The sequence below is a fragment of the Virgibacillus halotolerans genome, assembly GCF_016908515.1.
GTDB classification, from domain to species: Bacteria; Bacillota; Bacilli; order Bacillales; family Amphibacillaceae; genus Virgibacillus_M; species Virgibacillus_M halotolerans.
Map to the genome: position 1 here is coordinate 172,084 of NZ_JAFBEA010000004.1, position 25,420 is coordinate 197,503.

The 25,420-nt window shown below is 36.6% G+C and carries 20 protein-coding genes and 1 pseudogene; 5 read left to right on the top strand and 16 right to left on the bottom strand.

Features of this window, described 5'->3' with window-relative positions:
* Positions 1-62: 62 nt before the first annotated feature.
* From JOC34_RS11880 to xylA, 3 genes are all read right to left on the bottom strand, one after another.
* A complete protein-coding gene (locus JOC34_RS11880) occupies positions 63-1,397 on the bottom strand; it encodes an MFS transporter (protein WP_205136987.1) in 1,335 nt (444 codons plus the stop codon).
* Positions 1,398-1,621: 224 nt separating this feature from the next.
* Complete coding sequence (xylB, locus tag JOC34_RS11885; RefSeq protein WP_205136988.1) at positions 1,622-3,121, bottom strand: xylulokinase; 1,500 nt, start codon at positions 3,119-3,121, stop codon at positions 1,622-1,624.
* Positions 3,122-3,131: 10 nt separating this feature from the next.
* Positions 3,132-4,457, bottom strand: a complete 1,326-nt coding sequence (gene xylA, locus JOC34_RS11890) for a xylose isomerase (protein WP_205136989.1) — start codon at positions 4,455-4,457, stop codon at positions 3,132-3,134.
* Positions 4,458-4,613: 156 nt separating this feature from the next.
* On the opposite strand from xylA, the gene JOC34_RS11895 reads away from it, so the two are divergent.
* Positions 4,614-5,228: a YesL family protein gene (locus JOC34_RS11895; protein WP_205136990.1), complete on the top strand. Its 615-nt coding sequence runs from the start codon at positions 4,614-4,616 to the stop codon at positions 5,226-5,228.
* A 41-nt stretch (positions 5,229-5,269) separates the two neighbouring features.
* On the opposite strand, the gene JOC34_RS11900 is transcribed toward JOC34_RS11895, so the two are convergent.
* The 3 genes from JOC34_RS11900 to JOC34_RS11910 form a co-directional block, all read right to left on the bottom strand.
* The gene (locus JOC34_RS11900) at positions 5,270-6,091 is read right to left on the bottom strand and encodes a carbohydrate ABC transporter permease (protein WP_205136991.1); all 822 of its coding nucleotides are present in this window, start codon (positions 6,089-6,091) and stop codon (positions 5,270-5,272) included.
* 14 nt (positions 6,092-6,105) lie between these two features.
* On the bottom strand, positions 6,106-6,984 hold the full coding sequence (locus JOC34_RS11905) for a carbohydrate ABC transporter permease (protein ID WP_205136992.1): 879 nt from the start codon (positions 6,982-6,984) through the stop codon (positions 6,106-6,108).
* Between the two features lie 101 nt (positions 6,985-7,085).
* Positions 7,086-8,384, bottom strand: a complete 1,299-nt coding sequence (locus tag JOC34_RS11910) for an extracellular solute-binding protein (protein WP_205136993.1) — start codon at positions 8,382-8,384, stop codon at positions 7,086-7,088.
* A 155-nt stretch (positions 8,385-8,539) separates the two neighbouring features.
* Between JOC34_RS11910 and JOC34_RS11915 the strand changes: the two genes are divergently transcribed.
* From JOC34_RS11915 to xylE, 3 genes are all read left to right on the top strand, one after another.
* Positions 8,540-9,736, top strand: a complete 1,197-nt coding sequence (locus tag JOC34_RS11915) for an ROK family transcriptional regulator (protein ID WP_205136994.1) — start codon at positions 8,540-8,542, stop codon at positions 9,734-9,736.
* A 224-nt stretch (positions 9,737-9,960) separates the two neighbouring features.
* Positions 9,961-11,574, top strand: a complete 1,614-nt coding sequence (locus JOC34_RS11920; RefSeq protein ID WP_205136995.1) for a glycoside hydrolase family 43 protein — start codon at positions 9,961-9,963, stop codon at positions 11,572-11,574.
* A gap of 270 nt (positions 11,575-11,844) precedes the next feature.
* Positions 11,845-13,254: a D-xylose transporter XylE gene (xylE, locus tag JOC34_RS11925; RefSeq protein ID WP_205137121.1), complete on the top strand. Its 1,410-nt coding sequence runs from the start codon at positions 11,845-11,847 to the stop codon at positions 13,252-13,254.
* Positions 13,255-13,516: 262 nt separating this feature from the next.
* On the opposite strand, the gene JOC34_RS11930 is transcribed toward xylE, so the two are convergent.
* Positions 13,517-14,194: an N-acetylmannosamine-6-phosphate 2-epimerase gene (locus JOC34_RS11930; protein ID WP_205136996.1), complete on the bottom strand. Its 678-nt coding sequence runs from the start codon at positions 14,192-14,194 to the stop codon at positions 13,517-13,519.
* A gap of 16 nt (positions 14,195-14,210) precedes the next feature.
* On the bottom strand, positions 14,211-15,761 hold the full coding sequence (locus JOC34_RS11935; protein ID WP_205136997.1) for a maltose/glucose-specific PTS transporter subunit IIC: 1,551 nt from the start codon (positions 15,759-15,761) through the stop codon (positions 14,211-14,213).
* Positions 15,762-15,872: 111 nt separating this feature from the next.
* Here JOC34_RS11935 and JOC34_RS11940 point away from each other — a divergent pair, with 111 nt between their 5' ends.
* Positions 15,873-16,703, top strand: coding sequence for an SIS domain-containing protein (locus tag JOC34_RS11940; protein WP_205136998.1), 831 nt, complete (start codon positions 15,873-15,875; stop codon positions 16,701-16,703).
* A gap of 231 nt (positions 16,704-16,934) precedes the next feature.
* Here the strand turns inward: JOC34_RS11940 and JOC34_RS11945 are convergent, their stop codons facing one another.
* The 8 genes and pseudogenes from JOC34_RS11945 to JOC34_RS11980 all read right to left on the bottom strand — a co-directional run bounded on the left by JOC34_RS11945 (position 16,935) and on the right by JOC34_RS11980 (position 25,372).
* Positions 16,935-17,309: a hypothetical protein gene (locus JOC34_RS11945; RefSeq protein ID WP_205136999.1), complete on the bottom strand. Its 375-nt coding sequence runs from the start codon at positions 17,307-17,309 to the stop codon at positions 16,935-16,937.
* 141 nt (positions 17,310-17,450) lie between these two features.
* Complete coding sequence (locus JOC34_RS11950; protein WP_205137000.1) at positions 17,451-19,151, bottom strand: ABC transporter permease; 1,701 nt, start codon at positions 19,149-19,151, stop codon at positions 17,451-17,453.
* Positions 19,148-20,269, bottom strand: a complete 1,122-nt coding sequence (locus JOC34_RS11955) for an ABC transporter ATP-binding protein (protein WP_205137001.1) — start codon at positions 20,267-20,269, stop codon at positions 19,148-19,150. The genes JOC34_RS11950 and JOC34_RS11955 overlap by 4 nt, the downstream gene beginning before the upstream one ends.
* A gap of 14 nt (positions 20,270-20,283) precedes the next feature.
* Positions 20,284-21,312: an ABC transporter substrate-binding protein gene (locus JOC34_RS11960; RefSeq protein ID WP_205137002.1), complete on the bottom strand. Its 1,029-nt coding sequence runs from the start codon at positions 21,310-21,312 to the stop codon at positions 20,284-20,286.
* Positions 21,313-21,540: 228 nt separating this feature from the next.
* Positions 21,541-22,317 (bottom strand): sugar phosphate isomerase/epimerase family protein, encoded by a 777-nt coding sequence (locus tag JOC34_RS11965; protein ID WP_205137003.1) that lies wholly within the window; start codon positions 22,315-22,317, stop codon positions 21,541-21,543.
* A 50-nt stretch (positions 22,318-22,367) separates the two neighbouring features.
* Complete coding sequence (locus JOC34_RS11970) at positions 22,368-23,687, bottom strand: MFS transporter (protein ID WP_205137004.1); 1,320 nt, start codon at positions 23,685-23,687, stop codon at positions 22,368-22,370.
* Positions 23,688-24,269: 582 nt separating this feature from the next.
* A pseudogene (locus JOC34_RS11975) lies at positions 24,270-24,511 on the bottom strand (LUD domain-containing protein); the annotation flags it as partial.
* Between the two features lie 9 nt (positions 24,512-24,520).
* Positions 24,521-25,372: a protein phosphatase 2C domain-containing protein gene (locus tag JOC34_RS11980; RefSeq protein WP_205137005.1), complete on the bottom strand. Its 852-nt coding sequence runs from the start codon at positions 25,370-25,372 to the stop codon at positions 24,521-24,523.
* Positions 25,373-25,420 lie beyond the last annotated feature (48 nt).

Genomic DNA, 25,420 nt, shown 5'->3' on the forward strand with positions numbered 1-25,420 from the left:
CTACCGTCCGGTTCGGTACTACTACTGTAAGCGAACCCATGCTGTCAGCAAACTCGCCCAACTCATCCCTCAGTAATTACGATACGACGAACTTTCCCTAGGACAAATATATATGCAAGTGCACCGATTAAAGCGACAATGGATACGAAGGCCAATGCAGGCGTATAAGACCCTGTTGTACTAATAATCAATCCAACAATAAGTGGTGATAATGCACCGCCAATATTTGCAACAAAATAAAGGGAAGCGCTTGTCAGCCCCACCATACCTTTTGGTGCAATATCTGCGAGTAGCGCGCCGGTAACGGTGGACGCCATTCCTTGCCCCAAGAAGGCAATGGCCATAAAGAAGATCACAAGGTTTGGTGACATCGTAAAATTACCACCCAAGATTAGTCCTGAAAGCAATAAGCCTGCAATAATCGGCAACTTTCGTGCGATGGCTGTAGAAAAGCCACGTTCTAGCATCCAATCGGAACATCTACCACCAATTAAAGTACCTAAAATGGCTACCATATAAGGGATACTCGCGTATAATCCGGTTTCTAGCATTGTCATCCCTTTTTCATTAATCAGATAGGATGGGAACCATGTCATAAAGAAGAACAAAGTCGTCTGAATGGAAAATTGACCGATAAACATGCCCCATATCTGACGATGCTTCAGTAGCTGTCCCAACCGTTCCCAAGTGAAGGGGTGCTTTTCCTCTGTACCGATCATGCCGCCGCCATCTTTAATATAGTCAAATTCTTTTTGTGTGATTGTTTGATGGTCTTTCGGGTTTCGGTAATATTTATGCCATATCACACCGATAATCAGACCAACAACTCCTGCTGCATAAAAGAGTGCTCTCCAGCTAAATGCGACAATTATCCAGGTAAATACGGGGGTCAAAAATGCCAACCCGATATATTGTGTACCAGTATAAATACCAACTGCTGTAGCTCGTTCCTTCTTTGGAAACCATTCGGACACAGTCCACGCATTTGTCGGAATGGATGGGGATTCAGATGAACCAAGCCCGATCCGGTAAATTAATAATGATGTTACATTTTTTGCTGTCCCAACAAAGAAAGTGAACAATGACCAACCAATAATAGATACAGTATACACCTTTCTCGGGCCAAAACGATCCAAAAAGTAGCCACTGAAAAGCATGGTAAATGTGTAGGCCCAACCAAAGATTGAAAACACAACTCCCATCATAGCAGCATTAATGTGCAAGTCTGCCTGAATGCTTGGCGCAGCAAGGGAAATAATTGCGCGGTCAATATAGTTAATACAAGTAACTAACGAAATCAGAAAAAGAATGAACCAACGGGTATTCCGCCTTTTCTTTATTGCCTGTCCACTCGTTGGTGGTTCTGGAATCGCATCGACATTTTTCAGTAAACCCATCTGTACTTCCCTCCTGTTAGTAAATGCCAATATTTCATATAATTGTGATTATACATGACACTGGGCTTTCAAGTAAGCCTTTATCAACATTTTTTAACTAACTTAAAAAACGGCACAAATAGCAATCAAGTCTGAATGGTTGTGTGGCAATAGAAAAGACGTGAGCTCCAAATGGCTCACGTCTTTTGACGCACTAATGTAATACATAGAACTGGTGCACCCTACTATTTACGAAAGGCAAGTAATCCTTCACTTAATTGTTTTGTAGAATGATATACACTTTTATACATTTCAAATAACTGTTTATACATGCTGACATTCTCTTCATTCGGCAAAAATTCCTTATCAACATGCAAAAATTCATCCGCACATTTCCGCAGTGAATCAAACCAGCCACAACCATATGCTGCAAGCATTGCCGCTCCCATACCTGGTCCCTGCTCACTCGATAGCTTCACAATTTTCGCATCAAATATATCAGCTTGCATTTGCAGCCAATCTTCATTCTTCGTTCCACCACCAGTAGAAACAATCGTGTCTATGACTTTCCCATTTTCGCGGAAAATTTCTATGGATTCGTTCAACGAAAATGTAATACCCTCCATCACAGCCCGAACAAAATCTTTTCTTTCGTGCGAGCCGTCCATTCCAATAAAACTTGCCCGAATCGCTGCATCTGCATGTGGCGTTCTTTCTCCCACTAAATAAGGCGTAAAGAGTAATCCATTAGATCCAACGGGAACGCCTCCCACTTCAGCGACCAATTTTTCAAAGGATTCCTCTTTAGCTAAGACTTCTTTAAACCAACTTAGGCTGTAACCCGCTGCTAACGTAACCCCCATTGTATAATATGCATTTGGTGCACCATGATTAAAGTAGTGTACTTTTCCTGCAAAGTCTTTATCATTGCTTGATTCATAGGACAGAACAACACCAGATGTTCCAATGCTGCAAAGCGTTTTTCCATCTTCTAAAATGCCTGAACCAATGGCACCACACGCATTATCCGCTCCGCCTGCAAAAACAAGTGTTGTCTGAGCAAGCCCTGTTTTCTCCGCAATTTCTAAAGTGACTTCACCTACTTCATCATGTGAAGCTATTAATTCGGGGCAAAGATTAACATCAATGTCCAGTAAGTAACAGATTTCTTTGCTCCATGATTTCTCACTGACATTTAACAATAGTGTTCCCGCAGCATCAGAATACTCCATCTGTAATTTGCCTGTCAGTTTATAACGCAAATAATCTTTTGGCAATACAAATTTATGTGCCTTTGCATATATATTTGGTTCATGTTCTTTTACCCAAAGTAATTTTGGCAATGTAAACCCTTCTAATGCTGGGTTCTTCGTAATGTCCAGCAAACGAGATTCTCCAACCCGATCGTAAATTTGCTGACATTGTTCGGTTGTACGTGTGTCATTCCAAAGAATCGCATTTCGCAATACTTCATCATGCTCATCCAATAAAACAAGTCCGTGCATTTGTCCCGAAAAGCTAATTCCTTCGATATCTTTTGGATCTTGATCAAAATCTTTCATCAGATCAGACAATCCCGCAACCGTTTGATCCACCCAAACTTTTGGATCCTGTTCACTATATCCTGTCTTATCCTGGATTAATGGGTAGGGTTTTGCTATTTCCTGAACAACGTCACCCGCTTGATTTACGAGTAATAGTTTAACGGCACTCGTACCTAAATCAACACCAATTACGTATTTCATAACTGCACCTCTATTCCCCCGCAAAAGCATTTAATAAATACTGATTTAGCGTTGCTTTGATCTTTTCCAATCGACCGGATTGATGTTGAATTTCAGTTAATCCTAAAGCATGCGCTTCAAGCTTATGGAAATCCGCTTTCCCTTGGACGATATCCAATCCAACGCCTTCTGTATAGCTTTGGTAACGATCATCTACAATGTTTTCAAGCACTTTATCATCCACCAGCTTTTGCGCCACTTTCAAACCGATTGCAAAGCTATCCATTCCAGCAATATGTGCATGGAATAAGTCATCCAGCTTAAATGATCCTCTTCTTACCTTCGCATCGAAGTTTAATCCACCCCGGCCGAGTCCACCATTCTTAATAATTTCATACATTGCTAGTGTTGTAGCATGTAAATCAGTCGGGAACTCATCCGTATCCCAACCTAATAATGGATCACCCTGGTTCGCATCAACTGAACCGAGCATATTATGGATACGTGCATAACGTAATTCGTGTTCAAACGTGTGGCCTGCTAGTGTTGCATGATTTGCTTCAATATTAAATTTAAAATGATCCTGCAGATCATAGTTTTGTAAGAATGCAAAACCAGTAGCTACGTCAAAATCATATTGGTGTGTCGTTGGTTCTTTCGGTTTTGGTTCAATTAAGAATTGCGCATCAAACCCGATTTCCTTTGCATAGTCAACAGCCATATGGAAGAAACGTCCTAAATTATCCATTTCCAATTTCATATCTGTGTTTAGCAGTGTTTCATATCCTTCACGGCCACCCCAGAATACATAGTTCTCCGCACCTAACTCTTTTCCAATTTCCAAACCTTTTTTCACTTTCGCTGCAGAATATGCAAAGATATCTGCATTATTTGATGAAGCTGCACCATGAATAAAACGTGGATGTGTGAAATTGTTTGCCGTATTCCAAAGTAATTTTGTTTTACTATCTTTCATATATTCTTTAATCATATCCACGATCGTATCCAGATTTTGATTTGTTTCTTTTAAATTACTTCCTTCTGGAGCGATATCGACATCATGGAAACAGAAAAATGGTACATTCAATTTTTCAAAGAATTCAAAAGCAGCTTCTACCCGTGCTTTCGCTAAATCCATACCCGTAAATTTATCCCATGGGCGCTCCATTGTTGCAGCGCCAAACGGATCTGAACCATCCATTGTAAACGAATGCCAATAAGCAACACCAAATCGTAGGGTCTCCTCCATCGTTTTGCCAGCAATTTTTTCTTCTGGATTGTAAAATTTAAATGCAAATGGATTCGTTGATGTAGCACCCTCGTAATTGATTTTGTTTATGTTGTTGAAATAAGTCATTGTAAAACCTCCTAATAGATATGTAACTGCTTACATTATATCAAACCTTTCTTAGTTTGTCTATTGGATGAACAAAGTTTTTATAATTGATTTCTTGTGGTAAACTTGTATTATTCTCATTAAACACAATCGTTTTCAAAGACAGGAGATAAATCTATGAACAGTTCCCTATACAAAACTTTAGAATGGACTACACGTTTTGCCTACATAAATCTGCTTTGGATCTTTTTTACGATCATTGGTGGAGTCCTTCTCGGATTTTTCCCTGCTACTACCGCTATGTTTGCAATCATCCGTGACTGGCTGAAAGGAAATAACGAGGGCCCCCTTTTTACTACCTTTTGGCAATACTATAAAAGAGAGTTTTGGAAAAGCAATCGATTGGGCGCTTTTATTGCATTCATAGCTGGATTTATTACAATTGATATATTTTTCATAAGTACTAATTCGAATGAAGTTTTAACTTGGACATATATTCCATTGTTTGCATTCATGTTTTTATTTATTTTGTTTCTTTTTTATGTATTTCCGGTCTTTGTACATTACGATCTCAAGGTTATTCAACTGATTAAAAATGCTTTTTTGATCATGTTAGTGCATCCGATCAACAGCTTTATTATTATATTATGTCTTATTTCCTGTTATTACATTATGAAGTTACTTCCTGCTTTAGCATTTATATTCGGCGGCAGCATTTATGCTTTTATCACTATGTGGATAGCTCTAAATGCCTTTTACAAAGTACAAAATAAACAAAAAGAAAACAAGTAGCAAGAAGTCGCTTCCAGTTAATAAACGGAAGCGACTTTATATTAACCTTTTACTGCACTAGAGGAAATCCCTTCCACAACTTTATTACTAAAGAATATGAAAGCAATCAAGATTGGTAAGACACTAATAATTAATGTCGCCCCAATTGCGCCCCAATCCGTCATATACTGTCCAATAAAATTCTGAATACCTACTGTTAATGTTTTATATTTATCCGAACTGATAAATGTATTAACAAATACAAATTCATTCCAGTTATAAATCATATTAATGATCACTGTTGTTGACATTACTGGCATGGTCATTGGCAAAATGATTCGGAAAAACATTCGATGAATGGAACAACCATCAATAATTGCTGCTTCTTCTATTTCCCGCGGTAACGTGTAATAAAACCCAAGTAGAATCATCATCGTGATTGGCAAATTATAAGCCGTATACGTAATAACAATTGACCAAGGATTGTCAATTAAATTTACATTTAGAAACATACTAAACAATGGAATGATCGCGGAATGTATTGGTATCATCAAACCAACCATGAATAAACCTAGCACTGGCCCACTTAACTTCCATCGCATTCTTGTAATGGCGAAAGTAGCCATACTTGCTAATAAAACAGTAAAAATAATCGCTACACCTGTAATCCAAATACTATTCCAAAAGTAGCCACCTATTCCACCTTCCCAGACCTTTACATAATTCTCCCATCTGAATTCCGATGGTAATGCAAAAGGGGATCCAGTAAAGATTTCACTATTATCTTTCAGCGAAAAAAGGAATAGCCAAATGATCGGGAATATCTGAAAGACTGCTACTATCCCTAGACAAAAATAGAGTAAAATATAACCGATGCGCCCCATAGTATGAACCTCCTTTAGTATTGAATTTCTTCTTTAGTAGCTGTGGCTTTCCTTACAATTACAGTTACAATTAAAGTGATGATCAGTAATAAGAAACCGATAGCACTTCCATAGCCAAAATCGTTGCTCGCAAAGGCAAGTTTATACATATAAGATGCCATAACTTCACTAGCACCATTCGGTCCGCCACCAGTCATTACATAAATCAAGTCAAAGTATTTCAATGAACCAACAATGGCTAAGACAATTGTTACTTTTACGACTCCCATAATCAAGGGCAATTTAATTTTATAAGCAATTTGAAATGGTGTAGCACCATCAATTCTAGCAGCCTCTATTAATGACTCTGGTATGTTTTTTAATGCGGCATAATAGATCAAAATATAGAAACCTGCATATTGCCATAAAATCGGAATGAATATTGCATATAAAACAATCGAAGGTTCTGCCAACCATGCAGGTGGATTCTCAACTCCTAGTCCTAACAAAATACTATTTAACATTCCGTTAGATGGGTTGAATATTTTAATCCAAAGCTGCGCTATCGCAACGGAGGACAAAAGCATTGGAATCAAATATATTTTTCTTAATATGTCGGATCCTTTTATTTTCGAAGCTAATATAATTGAAATAGCTAAATAGATTACTAGACTTAATGTTGAAAACAGCGCCAGTAAAAAGGAATGAAATGCACTTTCCCAAAACTTGGCATCCTGAATCGCATTGATATAATTCTCCAATCCAATAAACTCCATAGCGCCAATTCCATCCCACTTCATCAAACCATAATAGGCAGAGAGGATTAATGGAATAAATATAAGTACTGAAATTAATAGGAGTCCAGGAAGAACGTACAATGCAATTATCCACTTGTTAGACATTACCTTATTCATAATATTCAACTCCATTTACTGTGAAGGTAGAAGAGGACAATCCGGCGTTCAGGATGTGTCCCCTTCTTTTTTTGTGAACAAAATTGATTGCGATAAATCCTCTATTCTTCTGTTGAGAGTGCATCCTCATGTTCTTTCGCGAAATCCTCAGGTGTCGAATCTTCACCAAAAAGAGATTGAATCATATCTAAATGTACTTGCGCTACATCTGCACTCATTTGAACATCAGCAAATAAAGTAATATTACTTGCCGCATTTAGGTCATCCAAAACATCTACATACATTTGTGGCAGATCCAATGATTCACCATCCACTTTTGTAGCAGGGATAACCCCAGCATCTGTTACAGACTTTTCTCCCCACTCCTGTACAAAGAATGATGCAAAATCTTTGGCTTCATCTTTTACATCTGAATCTTCTGCAACAAATAATCCAACTCCAGGTCCACCAACGAAACTGTTCATATCTCCCTTATCATCTACTGTAGGAAAGTTAAAATAATCAACAGAGTCCCTAAATTCCTGGGGTACATCCTCGTTAGTTGTATAGTTAGGTAAATCCCATGTAGCGATCAAATACATTGCTGCCTGCTCGCTCATGAACATGCTTTTTGCTTCTTCATCCGATAATCCATTGAAGCCTTTTACAAATGCATCCATATCGACAAGATTCTGTACCTTTTCTGCCGCTTCTATTAAGGCTGGATCTTCAAATGACCCAGATCTATCAATGGCATTATTTAATACCTCGACCCCTCCGATTCTATCCGCTAGATACATATACCAAAGTGAACCTGTCCAACGATCTTTATTGCCAAGAGCGATTGGAGCAACTCCATTATCATTTAAAGTTTTCACTACCTTTTCCAATTCCTCAAATGTTTCTGGTTCTTTCAAATCGTATTCATCAAAAATTGCTTTATTGTAAAATACAGTTGCAATATTTAACTCAAGCGGTAAACCATACGTGTCTCCATCAATTTCATATGCTTCCGCAGTTCCAGATACAAAACTGTCTTTTAAATCTTCTTCAAGAATGTCATCTAAAGTAGCAAATTTATCACCGTTGACATAAGGCTCTAAAAACCCAGCAGCCCATGTCATCCCTACATCAGGTAATTCATTTGAGGTAGACAGTACTTTTAATTTGTCCTTATACTGCTCATTACTCAATACTTCAAGATCAATTTTGACGTCTGGGTTTTCCTCTTCAAAATCCATAATGATATCGCTTACAATTTTGTTATGCTGTTTAGAACTTCCCTCCGGCCATAAATGCATAAATTCTACTGTTTTCTTGCCATCTTTGTTTGCATTATCATCACTTGAAGAACAGCCAGCAACTAGTAGAACAGAAGCAAAAGTTACAAACATAGTCGCAAACGCTTTCTTAATTTTCATATTTAAACCCCCATTTTTTGATTTTAAACCTTTCTTGCTCTCTCAATTTTTAGAATACCAAACAAAACATCGTTTGTCTAGTGGATGAACAAAGTTTATATTTGTGTAATAAAATGATACACTAGACAAAAAGAGAGAAAGAGCTGACCATTACTATGAAAACATTGCAAACGTGGAACCAGCATGTTGTAAAAAAAGAGAATAAATCTTTAGTACTTGAAACAATTATTCGAACCTCCCCTATTTCTCGAGCAAAAGTTGCAAGTTTAACTGGGTTGAATAAAGGAACCGTTTCTTCTTTGGTAAGCGAATTATTAGATGAAAAGTTAATTAATGACTCCGGTCCAGGAAAATCCAGTGGTGGAAGAAGGCCGCTAATATTACACTTCAATAAAACTGCCGGCTTCTCTATTGGTATTGATCTGGGGGTTAACTATATTCTTGGCGTTCTAACTGACCTCGAAGGTAATAACATACAGGAAAAAACCGTGTACTTTACTAATTTATCCTATGAAGAAATTAGTAAAAAACTATTTTCCACTATTGATTATTTGTTTGAGCGTTCGCCTACAAGTGCATATGGTATCGTAGGTATTGGAATAGGCGTTCCAGGCACCGTAAGTAAAGATGGGGAAATTTTGCTCGCACCCAATCTTGATTGGAAAAATATTAATTTAAAAGCTATTTTACAAAAGAAATATAACCTGCCAGTCATTATTGAAAATGAAGCAAATGCCGGAGCCCACGGAGAAAAGCGTTTTGGGGTAGGTAAAGACTTTGATAATATTGTCTATGTCAGTGTTGGTATGGGTATTGGCGTCGGGCTTATACTGAATGGGAATATATATAAAGGAAACAATGGATTCTCCGGGGAATTGGGACACATGACGATTGAAGTCAATGGACTTAAATGCCGATGTGGAAATGAAGGTTGCTGGGAACTTTATGCTTCCGAGCAAGCTTTGCTTAAAAATGCATTGCAGCAAGGTATCACCACTTCTCCTAATAAGGAGATCTCCTTTGAGAGTTTATACAAACTTGCAGAGAATGGTGATAAAGAAACAATAAAACTGTTCGAGCAAATTGGCGATTATTTAGGTGTAGGAATTAATAACATCATTAATACTTTTAATCCACAACAAGTAATCATCGGTAACCGAATTGCTTCAGCACAAAAGTGGATTCAGGAACCATTAAAAAAACGCATGATCAATCAAACCCTTTGGTTCCAGCAAAGAGATTTACAAATTGACTTTTCAGAGCTATCCACTCACTCTGCTGCATTAGGTGTTGCGGCATATGTTATTGAGGCTTTTTTTAAAAATGATACTCAACCTAAAAATGCTATATGATACAGTTTCCCAAATAAACCTATCCCTCTATATCATAGAGAAAGATAGAGGGATAACACGGGTAAAGGATAACTTTATTTGCCAAAACGGTAAAATAGTGTACGATTGTTTTTGAAAACTTTTTTCCCTCCCTCTATAAGCTATAGAATATAACAAGTTTTTTGTAAGCGCATTCCATAGAATGAAAAAGCTAAACTAAAATACTGTAATAAAGGTGGATAAAAATGACAACAATTCAAAATCCAATATTAACAGGTTTCAATCCGGATCCAAGCATCTGCCGTGTCGATGAAGATTATTATATTGCTGTTTCTACTTTCGAATGGTTTCCAGGTGTAGGTATATATCATTCCAAAGATTTAAAAAATTGGCGGCTTATCTCCAGACCCCTTAATCGTCTTAGCCAGTTAAACATGATGGGAAATCCTGATTCTGGTGGGGTATGGGCACCACAGCTTTCTTATAATGATGGGAAATTCTGGTTAATATACACTGATGTGAAAGTTGTAAACGGTCAATGGAAAGATTGCCATAACTATCTTGCCACTTGTAATACTATAAACGGAGAATGGTCTGACCCTGTCTACCTGAACAGTTCAGGATTTGATCCGTCTCTATTTCATGAGGAAGACGGAAAAAAATATTTAGTTAATATGCTTTGGGACCATCGTGTTGGAAATCATAATTTTTATGGCATCGTCCTTCAGGAATACGATCAGCAGCAGCAAAAACTAGTTGGGAAATCCGAAGTTATTTTTAAAGGAACAGACATAAAATTGACGGAAGCACCTCATCTATATCATTGGAATGATTATTATTATTTATTGACAGCTGAGGGCGGGACAAAATATGAACATACAGCAACTATTGCACGCTCTAAAAATCTAAGAGGGCCTTACGAAGTTCACCCGGAAAACCCGCTTATTTCATCGTGGTCGAATCCACGAAACCCACTCCAAAAAGCCGGACATGCCTCCATCGTACAGACACATACAGACGAGTGGTTCTTGGTGCACTTAACAGGCAGACCATTGCCAAAAGAGGATCAGCCGGTTTTAAGTAATAGAGGATATTGTCCGCTTGGAAGGGAAACAGCTATCCAGCGTCTGGAATGGAAAGATGACTGGCCGTATGTTGTAGGGGGCAACCAGCCTTCGTTCGAAATAGACGGGCCAAACATTGATGAAGTAATATGGGATAAAGATTTTGATGAAAAAGATGACTTCGATTCAAAGAAACTCAATCATCATTTCCAATCATTACGAATACCCTTAGGTGAGGATATTGTCTCACTTAAAGATAACCCTGGTCATTTGCGAATTTATGGAAAAGAATCGTTAACATCAAAGTTTACACAGGCACACATAGCTAGACGATGGCAACATTTTAATTTCACCGCTGAAACAAAGGTGTCCTTTAATCCGAATACCTTCCAACAAGGTGCAGGGTTAGTTAACTACTATAATACACAAAACTGGACTGCGCTTCATATAACATGGAATGAAGTAAATGGAAGAATCTTGGATTTAATAACCTGTGACAACTTCTCATTTGAGCAACCATTGAAGGGACAGGAAATCATTGTTCCAGAACATGTTGACTATGTTCACTTGCGTGTTGATGTAAAAACGAATATTTATCAATATTCTTATTCATTTGATGGGAAAAAATGGACAACTATTCCGATTGAATTGTATTCTTATAAGCTGTCAGATGACTATATACATGGTGGCGGGTTTTTTACAGGCGCATTTGTAGGGATGCAATGCCAGGACACTTCAGGGCAAAATCTACATGCTGATTTTGATTACTTTATTTATAAAGAAATTAAAAAGTAAATTATTAAGGGGCTTATACACACAAACTTTCTATTTATAGTTTGTGTGTTTTGTTGTTCTTATTCTCAAAAAACTTAGTTCATTCAATAGACAAACTAAGTTTAAGGTTGTATACTATTTTTAGGTTTGAAAGCGCTGACTTAAAATAATGACTGATAGGAGGATAAAGTCAAGTTTAAACAATAGCGTTTGTTTTAAGAGCGCTTATGATCTAATCTTTTAGATGTAAACGCATTCCTATTGTATCTCTTAAACTTGTCTTTCAAAGTTATGCAACAAAAACAAAATTCGTTTTATATTATTGCTATAACATTCGTAGCTACACTTGGAGGTTTACTCTTTGGTTATGACACTGCCGTCATCTCCGGTGCCGAAAAATCAATCGAAGCTTATCTGATCACCGAATTAGGCTTAGGTTCCTTAGTACACGGAGCTACTATTTCCAGTGCTTTAATAGGATGTATTATTGGAGGTATTGTATCTGGTTTTTTCTCATCTAAATTCGGAAGGAAACACTCACTAATTATTGCTTCCATACTTTTTTTACTATCAGCATTGGGATCAGCTTATCCTGAATTTTTATTTTTCACCAAAGGAGAACCTACAATTGCACTGCTGATTACTTTCAACTTTTATCGTATTATTGGTGGAATTGGGGTTGGTTTAGCTTCGGCAGTTGTTCCCGTGTATATTGGTGAAATTGCACCTGCAAATATTCGTGGACGCTTGGTATCATTTAATCAATTCGCCATTATATTTGGTATGCTAGTCGTTTATTTTGTTAACTGGGGGATTGCTAACGGACAAACACTAGAATGGATTAATGATATTGGATGGAGACTCATGTTTGCATCTGAAGCTATTCCTGCTTTATTGTTCTGTCTGTTTTTATTTTTTGTACCCGAAACACCTCGATACTTAGCGTTAAACGAACAAGACAACAAAGCACTTGCGATTTTAACAAAAATTAACGGTCCAAAAATTGCAAAAAATATTTTAGAAGAAATTAAGCAAACGGTTACTGTTTCTTCTGGAAAACTATTATCATTTGGCAAGACAGTCATTGTAATAGGCATACTTTTATCTGTTTTTCAACAATTTGTCGGTATAAACGTTGCTCTTTATTATGCACCACGAATTTTTGAAAGTATGGGCGCAGCTAAAGATGCCTCGATGCTTCAGACAATTGTGATGGGATTAGTAAATGTCGTCTTTACTGTTATCGCAATACTAACTGTAGATAAATTGGGACGTAAACCTTTACTGATTACTGGATCCATTGGAATGGCTATCGGTATGTTTGGTGTAGCCGGTATGGCCTTTGCAAATATTATTGGCATAGGGACTTTAATTTTTATCATTATATTTACAGCATCATTTATGATGTCCTGGGGCCCAATTTGTTGGGTATTAATTTCTGAAATATTTCCTTATAAAATTCGTGGGCAGGCTGTAGCAATTGCTGTGGCTGCACAATGGGCTGCCAACTATTTCATTTCATCAACATATCCAATGATGATGGAATTTAGCGGTGGATTAACATATGGTTTCTATGGCGCTATGAGTGTCCTTTCAGCATTGTTCGTTTGGAAATTTGTTCCGGAAACAAAGGGGAAATCACTGGAGGAAATGGAACATATCTGGAAAAAGACATCTAGTGAACAGCATCAGATCATATGAGTTTGTTAGTTTATAAAGCGTATAGTCGGAACATTAAATACCAATTTAACCCCCTTTTTGTTGCATTTACAAAAAGGGGGTATAATTTCACTTTTTAGATTAGAATGTGTATGTAAATCAACATACATCACTTAACATCGACTTCACTACCTATATCCACAGCACTTATAATAATTGGCGTGCTCGTTTTCCTTAACGTAATCCAAATCAACTTCGATTAATGACTGTCCAACAGATACTGTAAATGTAACTGCAACATTTTTTACACGCAATTTTTAATTTCATGAACAAATTTACTTGTGATATCTTTAGGTCTTGTGATTGCTCCACCAACAACAGCAGTATATACACCCAATTCAAACACTCTTTTCAGCATCGCTGGGGTTGCCACATTTCCTTCTGCAATAACTGGTGTTTGGAGTGTCTTAACTACTTCCTTTAAAAATACAAAATCATCATCATGCAATTTTTTTCCTTTTGTATAACTGGTATAGCCATGCAAGGTTGTTCCAATATAATCAAACCCTAACTTTTCAGCAGTTACTGCCTCTTCAATCGTTGAGATGTCTGCCATTAACTCTACTTTCGGTGCATTTTTTCTCGCATAATCAACCAATTCCGCTAACGATTTTTCCGGTCTCGAACTAATCGTAGCATCCAGGGCAATCACTTCACATCCACTTTCAATCAACTCATCCAATTCCTTGGTTGTCGCGGTTATATAAACTTCTGAATTGGGATAGTTTCTTTTCACAATCCCAATTACAGGAAGGTCTATTTCTCTTTTTATTGCAAGGATATCGGCTTTTGAATTCGCCCTAATTCCTTTAGCACCACCCTGGTACGCAGCTAACGCCATTTTACTCATAATAAATGAGGAATGAAGTGGTTCATCCTCCAAAGCTTGACAAGATACAATTAAATTACTTGGTAAATACATATTTTCCAACTCCTAGTTAATCTTCTAACACTTCTTCTATTTCATTTTTAATTACAGAAACCTGTGGCCCATAAACAACTTGCACACCGTCACCTTTAATAATAACGCCCTTACTTCCCGTTTTTGACAAGGCCTCTTTGTTGACGGCCTCTCCATCTTTAACTGTTACACGTAATCGAGTTGCACAGTTATCAACATCCACAAGATTATCTTCGCCACCAAGCGCTTCAATGATTGCAAATGGACGCCCTTCTTTCGAACCAGTTTCCGCTTGATTCACTGTAGGTCCGGTAGCTTGTTCATCTTCTCGACCAGGGGTTTTTAAATTAAACCGCTTAATAAGGAATGAGAAGGTAAAGAAATATAGGAAGAACCAAATAATACCTATTGGAATGACATAAATCCAATTCGTTTTAGATTGTCCCTGCAATATTCCAAACAAGATGAAATCAATGAAACCGCCAGAAAATGTTTGGCCAATCGTAATTTGAAAAATATGAGCCAACATAAATGCAAATCCGTCAAAGACAGCATGTACGGCATAAAGCACCGGAGCAATAAATAAGAAAGAGAATTCTAATGGCTCGGTAATTCCTGTTAAGAAAGAAGTTAGTGCAGCTGAAAGCATTAATCCACCAACCACTTTTTTATTTTTAGGTTTTGCTGTCCGGTAAATAGCGTAGGCAGCACCGAGTAGCCCAAACATCATTGTAATAAAGCGACCAGACATAAATCGGGAAGTGCCTGCAAAGAATTTTCCCGTTTCCGGATCGCCCAATTGAGCAAAGAATATATTTTGCGTACCTTGTACCATATGACCGGCAATTTCCATTGACCCACCTAAGCCAGTTTGCCAAAAAGGTAAATAGAAAATATGGTGTAAGCCAAATGGCCCTAACATACGTAGAATAAAGCCATAGAAAAACGTTCCAATGTATCCTGTTGCATTAACGATATCACCAATACTGAAAATAACGTTTTGGAATATTGGCCAGATAAAATACATGATAACTCCTAAAATAATTGCAGCGAATGAGGTTACAATTGGTACAAAACGTGAGCCACCAAAGAATCCCAGAAACTGTGGTAATTCAATCTTATTAAAACGATTATGTAAGATTCCAGCCATTATCCCAACGACAATTCCACCAAACACACCTGATTCTAATGACTGTATACCCAAGGTTACCCCCTGACCAACAGTGGATAAATTATCTGTTGCTAAATTATCCGTAATAATTAAAATGGCATTTATCGTAGCATTCATAACTAAATAACCGATTAAAGCAGCTAAACTAGCTGTTCCTTTATCAGATCTCGCCATGCCAATGGCAACCCCTACTGCAAAAATAACCGGTAGGTTCGCAAATACAATGTCACCCGCAGCACTCATTACCGTAAAAATCGCCTGTAACCAGGCATAGTCTAGTATCGGATAGGCACTTACCGTATTTGGATTGGAAAGCGCACCACCAATGCCAAGCAATAACCCTGCCGCAGGTAAAATAGCAATCGGTAACATGAACGATTTACCGAATTGTTGAGCTTTTCCGAAAAAGTTTTTCATAGATTTCACCCTCAAAGAAAATTATTTTCTCTTATACTAACAAACGCTTTCAATTGTGTCAATATTATATTTTAAAACCCTTACATAAAATGGTATGATGAATCAGAAGAAGTGAATGTAGCACCTGGAAAGGAAAATGAACGGATGAATTTTGAAAATAGAATTCAAAAATTTAACTCTCTATTAACGGAGAACGACAGGAAGATAATTAAGTATCTCTTAGCAAATAAAGATACCATTTTAAACAAAACAATAGTCGACTTATCGGAAGCAATTCATGTATCCCCTGCAAGTATAACTAGGTTTTGCAAAAAGGTTGATTTCAATTCATTTCAGGAAATGAAATTTCACTTAGGGGGGCGACCTACTGAATTAAACAAAGCTGATGATACGCTCGATACCATTTACAACTACTACCAATCCATCATAAAGTCAACACAACAATTTATTAGTGAAGAGCAAACAACTAGAATTGTTTCTCTTATATTAAATGCCAAAAAGGTAGTCTTTTGTGGAATTGGAAACTCTGGTCTAATCGCAAATGAGTTTAACAGTAGAATCGAACGCATGGGGATTAACTCTAACTCCATCACTGACACACACGCTATGCTTATGAAAACATCTCTATTAGGCGAAAGTGACTTATTAATATGCTTCTCTAATACAGGAAAAACAAAAAGTGTTATTGATTCAGCAAAACTGGCACAGGAGAATCACGTACCAACCGTGGTAGTTACCAACTATGATGATACTTTATTAACCAAATTTGCAAACGAAGTGGTCTTAATTTCCAGTTATAAATATATTGATGATGAAAAATTTGTCAACTCACAATTACCTGGATTGTTTTTTTTGGATTTACTAATTTATAAGTTGTTAAGCAATGACAAGTTAATGATAAACTACCAAAAGACATTAAAGGCAATTAATGAACATAGTTAAGAAATAATTGTATTAATTATATCAAGTAGGCCCAAATGGAGAAACTTCATTCAGTGGGATTTTCTTTTCTCCCACTGAATGTTAGTTAAACCAATCGGGCTTGTATGGGCAGTAAAACTGCGATAAATTAGATTCTAAAAAAATAGAGCATTCCTAGGAATGCTCTACTAAAAATAATGTATTTATATGTGAAGAACGTTTACAAAAAAGGTTCATCCCTTTTATTATGGTTTACTGAACAACAATCGTTTCCAAGTCCACCATCTTATCCCAATCTGTAATTTGCTCAACGGAAAGGTTAAGCAATAGTACAGTGTCATGCCCGCCACCAGATTCAATCCATGATTTAATACCTTCTTTAGAATTCGGCTTTGGTTCCCACATTACATTTGCCACTGGTAAATGATGTGTTTCATTCTTTGATGAAACAGCTTTTATAGCATTTACGAGCGGATGATAATGCGTTCCTAAATCTACCACGCTAACCATAACGCCTTCTCTTGCTACGGCATCAAAAACAAGGCGCGCCGGATCTTCTTTATCACCAATACCATCAATTATTGACCATGGAACTTCCTTATTGTGTTGCCTTGCTAAGTGTAGCAATTGTTTCTATAATGACTTTGTTCCCCTAAACCATATTTTTGCTAGAGAAAATATATGCTAATAACTCCGGCAACTTTATCTTGATAGTTAACCTCCTTTATATCTTTTAAACCGTTTTTATCAACTACCATTTCACAGAATTTAAGATTGTTTACGTGTAAACCAATTAGCTATTCCTTGTAAAACGAGTACTAAAACAACTAGAATAATTGACATAGCTGCGGCAGAGTAATATTCTGCCCTTAATATATTTTGAAAAATAGCCAAACTCATTGGAGCCCATTCGGCGGGAGCCATTAATATTGATATACTTGTCTCTTTTATGACGGTAATAAAAACTAATATCGATCCCGCTGCAATACCTGGAAGCATTAAGGGTCCTATAATTGTAATTGCGGCAGTTAATGTAGATGCACCAAGATTTACAGCTGCTTCTTCTATATCCGCCTTTATTGATCTCATGGTTCCTACTGTTGATCTCACCATATAAGGCAGTCTCCTGATAGAGTAAGCGATAATTAATATTACCGCAGTTCCTGTTAATTGTAATGGAGCAGCATTAAAAGTTTGTATTAACGCAATACCAAATGCAATACCTGGAACAATTAATGGAATTGTTGTCATAAAATCTAATGTGCTTGATTTTTGCCTTACTACAAAATAAGATACAAAAGTAGCTACAATAATACTTAATATAAGCGCACCTAGTGCTAGTACGACACTATTTTGTATATTGCCAAGTGAAGAAGTGAAAATTGTTTTATAATGGGCTAATGTGTAGCCTGTGGGTAGTGGATCTTTTCCCCATGTAGTGGCTATAGATTGTATGAAAACCGTAATCATAGCTAATAATGGAACTAGAACAACTAGGCCCGAAAAGACAGATAACGAGACAGTTAACAGTTTATTGTCATTTAACTTTACTTGTTTAGGCTTCCCTGAAACTGAGTCATAGTTCTTTCCTTTAGAGAAGAGATGTTGCAGCCAGAATACGAAGCCTGCAACCGCTATCATAATTACAGTCAGTATAGCTGCTCCACCCCAATTAAAGAATCCAGATATTTCCCGATAAGCCGATACAACTAATAGATTTAAATCCGTGGGAGCTAATATAATTGGTGTTCCAAAGTCAGAAAAACTAACCGCAAAAATTACCAATGCAGTAGAAAGCATTCCTGGAATGACTAATGGAAACGTAACTGTTATAAAAGTAAGCCAGCTTTTTGCTCCCATATTTCTAGAGGCTTCCTCTAAAGATACATCACTTATTTTAAAAGCAGCAACCATTGGCCACAGCGCATATGGAAAAAAGAAAAATATCTGTACAATTGCTATCCCTGTAAAAGAGTATGGGTCAAGTAAAAGTCCATCCCCTCCCATTGATTGATATATATAGGTGGCCCATCCAGACCTTCCAAACATGATAATGAACGCATAACCTGAGATAAAGGTCGGTACGATAAGCGGAATAGTACATAATGCACTAATTGTCTTTTTAAAAGGCATTTTCGTCCTGGCTATTCCATAAGAAATGGGTACACAAATAAGTAATACTACGATAGATACAATAAAGGAGAGAAATAAACTATTTAACAACGCATCCAAATAATTACTGTTTGAAAACACAGCCCTAAAGTTATCAAGTGTTGAGCTTTTAAATTGAGCTATCGTTGTTTGTAGCGTGTCTAAACTTATCAATGAACCGAATAAATTGATCGGCTCATCTGTGAAACTTACTAAAAATACCGAAATCAGCGGGATGATCAAAAACATAATGAAAAATAAGTAGATCAGAAATTTAACAATACCGATGCCGGTTAGACTTTTTTTAAATCGCTTCATATGAGTAACACCCTTTCAGGAGATACACCCAATTTCACTTTAGCACCCTCTTGCAAAATATTATTCCCTGATTCATATGTCGTATCTGCAACTAAATTATATTCCCCAACGGTTATGTCATATCTTACAATCGAACCTAGATAAGTAGAAAGTTTAACTTCCCCCTCAAAGTAATTATCATAATCCTGCGAATTCTTATCTAATACAATGATACTCTCTGGTCTAATAACAATTTGAACATCCTTCTTATCAACATCTGAGGTAGATTTAACCTGTTGGTCCCCAACTTCTACAAACGAAATACCATTTTCTTTACGTATTATATTCCCCGATAAAATATTAGATGTTCCGACAAAATCTGCAATAAACGGTGTTTGAGGATTGCTATATAAATCGGTAGGTGTTCCTATCTGGAGTATTTCCCCATCTTTCATTACCGCTACACGATCTGCCATGCTCATTGCTTCTTCTTGATCATGCGTTACGAAGATCGTAGTTATCTTCAGTTCTTGCTGAATTTTACGGATTGTGTTTCTCATAGTATGTCTAAGTTTTTGATCAAGGTTGGACAATGGTTCATCCATTAATAACACTTCAGGTTCCATTACTAATGCTCTTGCTAATGCCACGCGTTGTTGTTGTCCACCTGAAAGCTCACTAGTAAGCTTAGTAGCATGGTCCGCTAACTCTACATATTCAAGGATATTCATTACCTTATCTTCGATTGCTTTAGAATATTTTACAAGTTTACTATTTAGCATTCTTGTATAAACACCTATTTTTTTAATTGGATTGCTTGCTTTTAGTTGTTTTATATTCAAACTATAGGCAACGTTATCAAAAACATTCATATGTGGAAATAGGGCATAACTTTGGAAAACCATTCCACAGTTTCTCTTATTGGGTTCTACCTCATTAACCACTTTACCTCCAATTTTAATTTTTCCAGTAGTTGGTTGTTCAAAACCTGCAATGCATCTCATTGTAGTAGTTTTCCCACAACCTGACGGACCTAAGAGGGCAAAGAATTCACCCTCTTTAATATCCAACTCTATATTTTGAAGTACAGTTACACCTGAAAAGTCCTTCGTTAGTTGTTCTATTACAACTGCCCCCATAATATCAACTTCCTTTATTGTATTTTAGTATCCCATTCATCTCTTATTCGATCATAGTTTTCGTTTACCCAATCTATATCTAAATCAACCGCGTGATCTTTTATATTGTCTAGTGATAATGGCGTTTCCGATTCGACATCTGGATTGATAGGAATATGGTACCAGCTTGCTAAAATTTCTTGCGCGTCTTCAGTAAGCATAAAGTCCATGAATTTCTTACCGCCCTCTGGATTAGGACCATCTTTAATCAATGTAGCTGGATTAACTAATATTGGTGTTTTGTCTGGTACAATAAAGTCTACAGTTTCACCGTTATTTTGGTGTTCATAAGCCATAAAATCAAAACCGATAGCTATATGTGCTTCGCCCATGGCAGCTGCTTTTGTTGGACCAGATCCTGAGTCAGGTACGGAATTCGCTTGGTCATTTAACTTTTGGAAATACTCCCACCCCGCTTCTTCACCATTCTCCATCATATAGCTTAAAACCATTAAAGTAGAAGTTCCTGATGCAGCTGGATTAGGAAATTGTATTTTTCCTTCCCATTTAGGATCTAACAAATCATCCCATGTTTTTGGTGCTTCCTCCTCAGATACTAATTCAGTATTGTAAGCAAACCCAAGCACAAACATCTCTGTACCAACATAATAATCATCTTCATGTTTAAGCTTGATACCATCTTCAACTACTTCCCAATCTTCAGCACTTTCTGGTATATATGGTTCCATAATACCTTTATCAATGGATGCTTCGAATGGAAGTAATCCGCCTCCACCATACCAAACATCCGCCTGTGGATTTCCTTTCTCAGCCATCATTTTATTAACTAAGACGTTTGTACCTGCATAATCTACGTTAACTTTAATCCCATTTACTTCTTCAAACTTTTTCGCGAGTTCTTTCGACAGGTCAGGTGTCTCAGGTGAATATAATGTAATACTTTTTCCATTACTATCGCCTGAGGAATCCTCGCCTGCACAGGCACTAAGTAAGAACATACTAATTATTAAAAGAGCTACAGTAACTGATAGAGATTTCTTCATTTTTATTCCTCCCTTTCCTATTAATCGAATAACAGAAAACAAAAAAGAGATGACCTAATTAGCCCTTGTAAAAGGGTTAAATTCATCTCTTCTCTTATTCTCCTAGAGATATTCAATTACATAGAATTATAGCAAACGCTTTCATCTAAGTAAAGGGATTATTTAAACTTTTCCTATAAATATGTTTAAATGAATTATCTTCCTATCTCCTCCTTTGTCAAAAAAAGTTTAACTACTATGATGCTTACTTTTTGCAAAATCACACAAGATTTCATTTAGTGAATATTTATAAGGATTAAGTTCATATATAACTGGACCCTGATAATCTATTTCCTTTAATGAGTCAAATAAATCAGCAGCCACATTTTCTCCTTCACCAGGTATTAAATGTAAATCTGATTGTCCGTCGTTATCGGAATAATGAATAGATCCTAGTAGTTTATTTAACCTTGTAATAGTTTCTTTAAGTGACTCGTTCATTACGGCTAAGTGTCCAGTATCTAAGCACGCTTTTACATTTGTTTCCCGAACTAAATTGATCCATTCCTCTACATTAGAAGCAACAACATGCGTATAATTTAATTTGTCTGGAATCAAGTTTTCTAGTAGCAAATCAACATTGTTAGCCCTAGCTACTTCATTCAAATCTCGTAATCTATCTTTCACTCTTGTAAGTGCTTCTCCGCGTTCCTCAGATGACCAAGCAAAGCCACCATGAATTACAGCATGTTCTCCCCCAGCCCCCGCTATTTTTTGTATCCATTCTTTGTTAATAGATAGCATTCTTTCTTTCACTACATCGTCTGGTGCTGCTAAATTTAAATCATGAAAAGGTAAATGAATTCCTATTCTAAGTTCACATTCTTTCGCATAATTTAAATAATCATTTGCTCTAATATGTTCCGCCCAGATTTCAACACCATCAAAACCAACCTCTTTTATTCTTTTGAAATCTGCTATTTCCCCCTGTTGACCTATTGCCCAAAGACTTAACCACTTTTCCATTTCTATTCTCCTTTTTGATTATATAAATAGTTTCCTTATTCCATTAAGTGTTATTGATTAATTTCTTCTAAATTTCTACCCTTTGTTTCTGGAGCCAGGCTTATTGAGATAATTAGACCGATAAGCCCAATTGTTGCAAAGAAGCCTAATGCAACATTGTTTCCCCACCATGCTACAAAATTCGGAAAAACAAGTACTCCTAGAATAGAACCTATCCTACTTACAGATGTTGCAAAACCAGCAGCTCCTGCCCTTATACTTGTAGGAAAAAGCTCTGTTGGATAAACAAAGTTAAGTATTCCTCCACCCATATTAGAAAACAATACGGCAACACTAAATAAAATAACTAGAAATACCAATGTTGGGTTAGGGTTTATCGCTAATAGTATAAGTGCGATTGTTAAACCTGTGAAAGATGTAATAATCAAGGGTCTTCTTCCCCAGTTGTCAACTAGATTCATCCCAATTAATGCACCTATTAAACCAAGTACACTAACGATAGATGATGCAATAAACGTCATTTGCAGTGAACCACCAGTAAAAGCTGCCAAAAGCGTTGGTGTATACATGGATATACCATAATATGCTACTGCATAGCAAAACCAGAATCCACAAACAAAAAATGTACGTTTGAATAACTTTTTAGAAAAAAGATAACTGATTTTTGGCTTTGGTTCTAAATCAGGATCTATCAATACGGAATGACCTGTTAGATTATACATAATTTCCTGGGCTTCCTTTTCCCTACCTTTAGAAACTAGCCATCTAGGTGATTCCGGAAGGCCTATTCTAAAGATAAATATGATTATTGCGAATACCGCTCCCAATAATATCATATACCTCCAAGCATTATCACCAAGCGGGAGCAAGATAATCCCTGATAGGTAAGCCACAACTGCCCCAACAAACCACATCATCCCTAAAAATGTACCTTGCTTTCCTCGGTTTTTACTCGAACTAAATTCAGAAACAAGCGTAGCGGAAATTGGGTAATCGGCCCCTATTCCAATACCAAGTAAAAACCGAAAAAGAATTAATTGAAAGATTGTTTGAGAAAAGGCTGATAAAGCAGCGAAAATAACAAAAGCTAAAAGATCAACAATATACATTGCCTTACGCCCGAATTTATCAGTCAAACTTCCTAACCATGACGCCCCTATAAAAGATCCTATTATTGCAGAAGCAACAATTAAGCTTTGTTGGCCAGCACTTACATCCCACTGTGTTAATATCAACGGCATAGCAACTGCTATAATAGTTAAATCGAAGCCATCAAGAAAAGTCCCGCCTGCCGATACAATCGACATCTTCCGTTGAAATCTTTTTAGTTTTTTTGGATCTAAAGGTGTATCTAAATGTTCAAAGCTCATAATTTATTCCTCCCTTTGGTAGAAGCTCGATTATTAAAAACCATGATAGAATAGAGCTAAAAACAAAAACCCCTTAAAAAGATCAATGAAACGCACATACAATAATTGTATGAGTTTTCACCAAACTCTTTAGGGGTTCTCTTATTCTCCACCCAATATTTAATTTTCCTTACCAAACTGCAAAAGAAATCGTTTTCATTATAAGTGTATTTTATAGAATAGATATATGATTGTCAACACTTCTATCAAAATTTAAATCTAGAGATTCAATTACAGTCAACAAAGTAGCTACACCAGTATTCACTTCTTTGTTTGAAAATGAGATTAAATTCTTTTCCATTTACCTGCGTTTCATACCTTTAATAATGAGAGTATTTTATATGCGATAACTTGCAAATTGCTGAAGTACCGATAGTTTTACTTGTATTTGTATATGACTTATTTAATTTTTTATTGATGTATTTTATATTAGTTACCTTACCTTGCTTAATCAGCATAAATAAGGAGCATGAGATCATGATTTCTAAAAAAACAGAAATGTTAATATCCCATACTCCTATTTTGCTGAACCATCCCTTTTAACTATTTATCTTCTACCACAATATAAACAACCTTAACCGGTCCATGCACTCCAACAACAATATCCATTTCAATATCCGCACTGTTACTAGGGCCCGACATGATATTAATTTAATACATGAAGCAATGTCTTTCCCATCTGCAACCTGCTCATGGATCTTCTTCGTAGCTTGAGTCATTCGCGGTACAATTGATGATTTAGCTACAATAGCGATATAAGTCGTTGGCAGCAGGCTGACCGAACGAGCTCCAATCTAAATTTTTATATGCATAATTGATTTGTCATCACTCTTTTTTAATCTTGGAAAACGTAAACAATCGGGATCATTTTGTTCCAAAGCATTTAAATAATCAACATAACCATTTATACCTACTAAAAATGTTTGTCGTACAATAGTTTCTATTGTATCGATTGATTTTTCCCGACCCCTTTCTTCATGCATAAATAATCCATCAGAGAAAATAATTATCTGTTTTAAATTCATTTGATTTATTTTGCCACTTTCAAAAAAAAGATCAGCTTCTGCACTTCCATCTAACACAGAATATCCTTGCAGCGTATTGATATTTTCTTTGTTTTTCCTAATCAATGGTTCTATTTTTTTACGAATTTCTTCATATTGATCAAATCCTTCATCGACTGCGATAGACCACTTTTCTTTCGTCTGATCATCGAAGAAGGAAATTTGATCCCTGGTCAATAATCTATAGGAACCATCCTCGTAAATGGCGACAATCATACAATCACCGGATTGGACATATTCAATATGCGTTTTACCTATCCTTATTAAGGCTACGCCAGTTGTCCATAAATGGTCTTTTAATGATCTATTAATTCCTTGATTACTCATTTCTTGTCCTAAAGTATTATTTGCTTGAATCAAAAGTTCTTCAAGCGTATTACTACGGGATTTGTTAATTCCCTCAAAAAAGCTCTTAACAATTTGTGATGCAAGCCTTCCACCTGTTTCACCTTTGTTGGATCTGTAGGGAACCAATGATGTCGCTCCATCTGCAACTCCGTAAATTCTTTCTTTTTCATTGATAATCAATGCATCTTCATTCCACTCATTTGATCCTTGCACACTAACAGATTCAACTTTCATTCATTTCCCCCACTTTATTGAACCATTTTGGGTTATTCATTTAAATAA

What these genes read in the sequence shown, in the direction of transcription:
- JOC34_RS11880 (WP_205136987.1), bottom strand. Translation starts at nt 1,397, where the DNA reads ATGGGTTTACTGAAAAATGTCGATGCGATTCCAGAACCACCAACGAGT.
- xylB (WP_205136988.1), bottom strand. Translation starts at nt 3,121, where the DNA reads ATGAAATACGTAATTGGTGTTGATTTAGGTACGAGTGCCGTTAAACTA.
- xylA (WP_205136989.1), bottom strand. Translation starts at nt 4,457, where the DNA reads ATGACTTATTTCAACAACATAAACAAAATCAATTACGAGGGTGCTACA.
- JOC34_RS11895 (WP_205136990.1), top strand. Translation starts at nt 4,614, where the DNA reads ATGAACAGTTCCCTATACAAAACTTTAGAATGGACTACACGTTTTGCC.
- JOC34_RS11900 (WP_205136991.1), bottom strand. Translation starts at nt 6,091, where the DNA reads ATGGGGCGCATCGGTTATATTTTACTCTATTTTTGTCTAGGGATAGTA.
- JOC34_RS11905 (WP_205136992.1), bottom strand. Translation starts at nt 6,984, where the DNA reads ATGAATAAGGTAATGTCTAACAAGTGGATAATTGCATTGTACGTTCTT.
- JOC34_RS11910 (WP_205136993.1), bottom strand. Translation starts at nt 8,384, where the DNA reads ATGAAAATTAAGAAAGCGTTTGCGACTATGTTTGTAACTTTTGCTTCT.
- JOC34_RS11915 (WP_205136994.1), top strand. Translation starts at nt 8,540, where the DNA reads ATGAAAACATTGCAAACGTGGAACCAGCATGTTGTAAAAAAAGAGAAT.
- JOC34_RS11920 (WP_205136995.1), top strand. Translation starts at nt 9,961, where the DNA reads ATGACAACAATTCAAAATCCAATATTAACAGGTTTCAATCCGGATCCA.
- xylE (WP_205137121.1), top strand. Translation starts at nt 11,845, where the DNA reads ATGCAACAAAAACAAAATTCGTTTTATATTATTGCTATAACATTCGTA.
- JOC34_RS11930 (WP_205136996.1), bottom strand. Translation starts at nt 14,194, where the DNA reads ATGTATTTACCAAGTAATTTAATTGTATCTTGTCAAGCTTTGGAGGAT.
- JOC34_RS11935 (WP_205136997.1), bottom strand. Translation starts at nt 15,761, where the DNA reads ATGAAAAACTTTTTCGGAAAAGCTCAACAATTCGGTAAATCGTTCATG.
- JOC34_RS11950 (WP_205137000.1), bottom strand. Translation starts at nt 19,151, where the DNA reads ATGAAGCGATTTAAAAAAAGTCTAACCGGCATCGGTATTGTTAAATTT.
- JOC34_RS11955 (WP_205137001.1), bottom strand. Translation starts at nt 20,269, where the DNA reads ATGGGGGCAGTTGTAATAGAACAACTAACGAAGGACTTTTCAGGTGTA.
- JOC34_RS11960 (WP_205137002.1), bottom strand. Translation starts at nt 21,312, where the DNA reads ATGAAGAAATCTCTATCAGTTACTGTAGCTCTTTTAATAATTAGTATG.
- JOC34_RS11965 (WP_205137003.1), bottom strand. Translation starts at nt 22,317, where the DNA reads ATGGAAAAGTGGTTAAGTCTTTGGGCAATAGGTCAACAGGGGGAAATA.
- JOC34_RS11970 (WP_205137004.1), bottom strand. Translation starts at nt 23,687, where the DNA reads ATGAGCTTTGAACATTTAGATACACCTTTAGATCCAAAAAAACTAAAA.
- JOC34_RS11980 (WP_205137005.1), bottom strand. Translation starts at nt 25,372, where the DNA reads ATGAAAGTTGAATCTGTTAGTGTGCAAGGATCAAATGAGTGGAATGAA.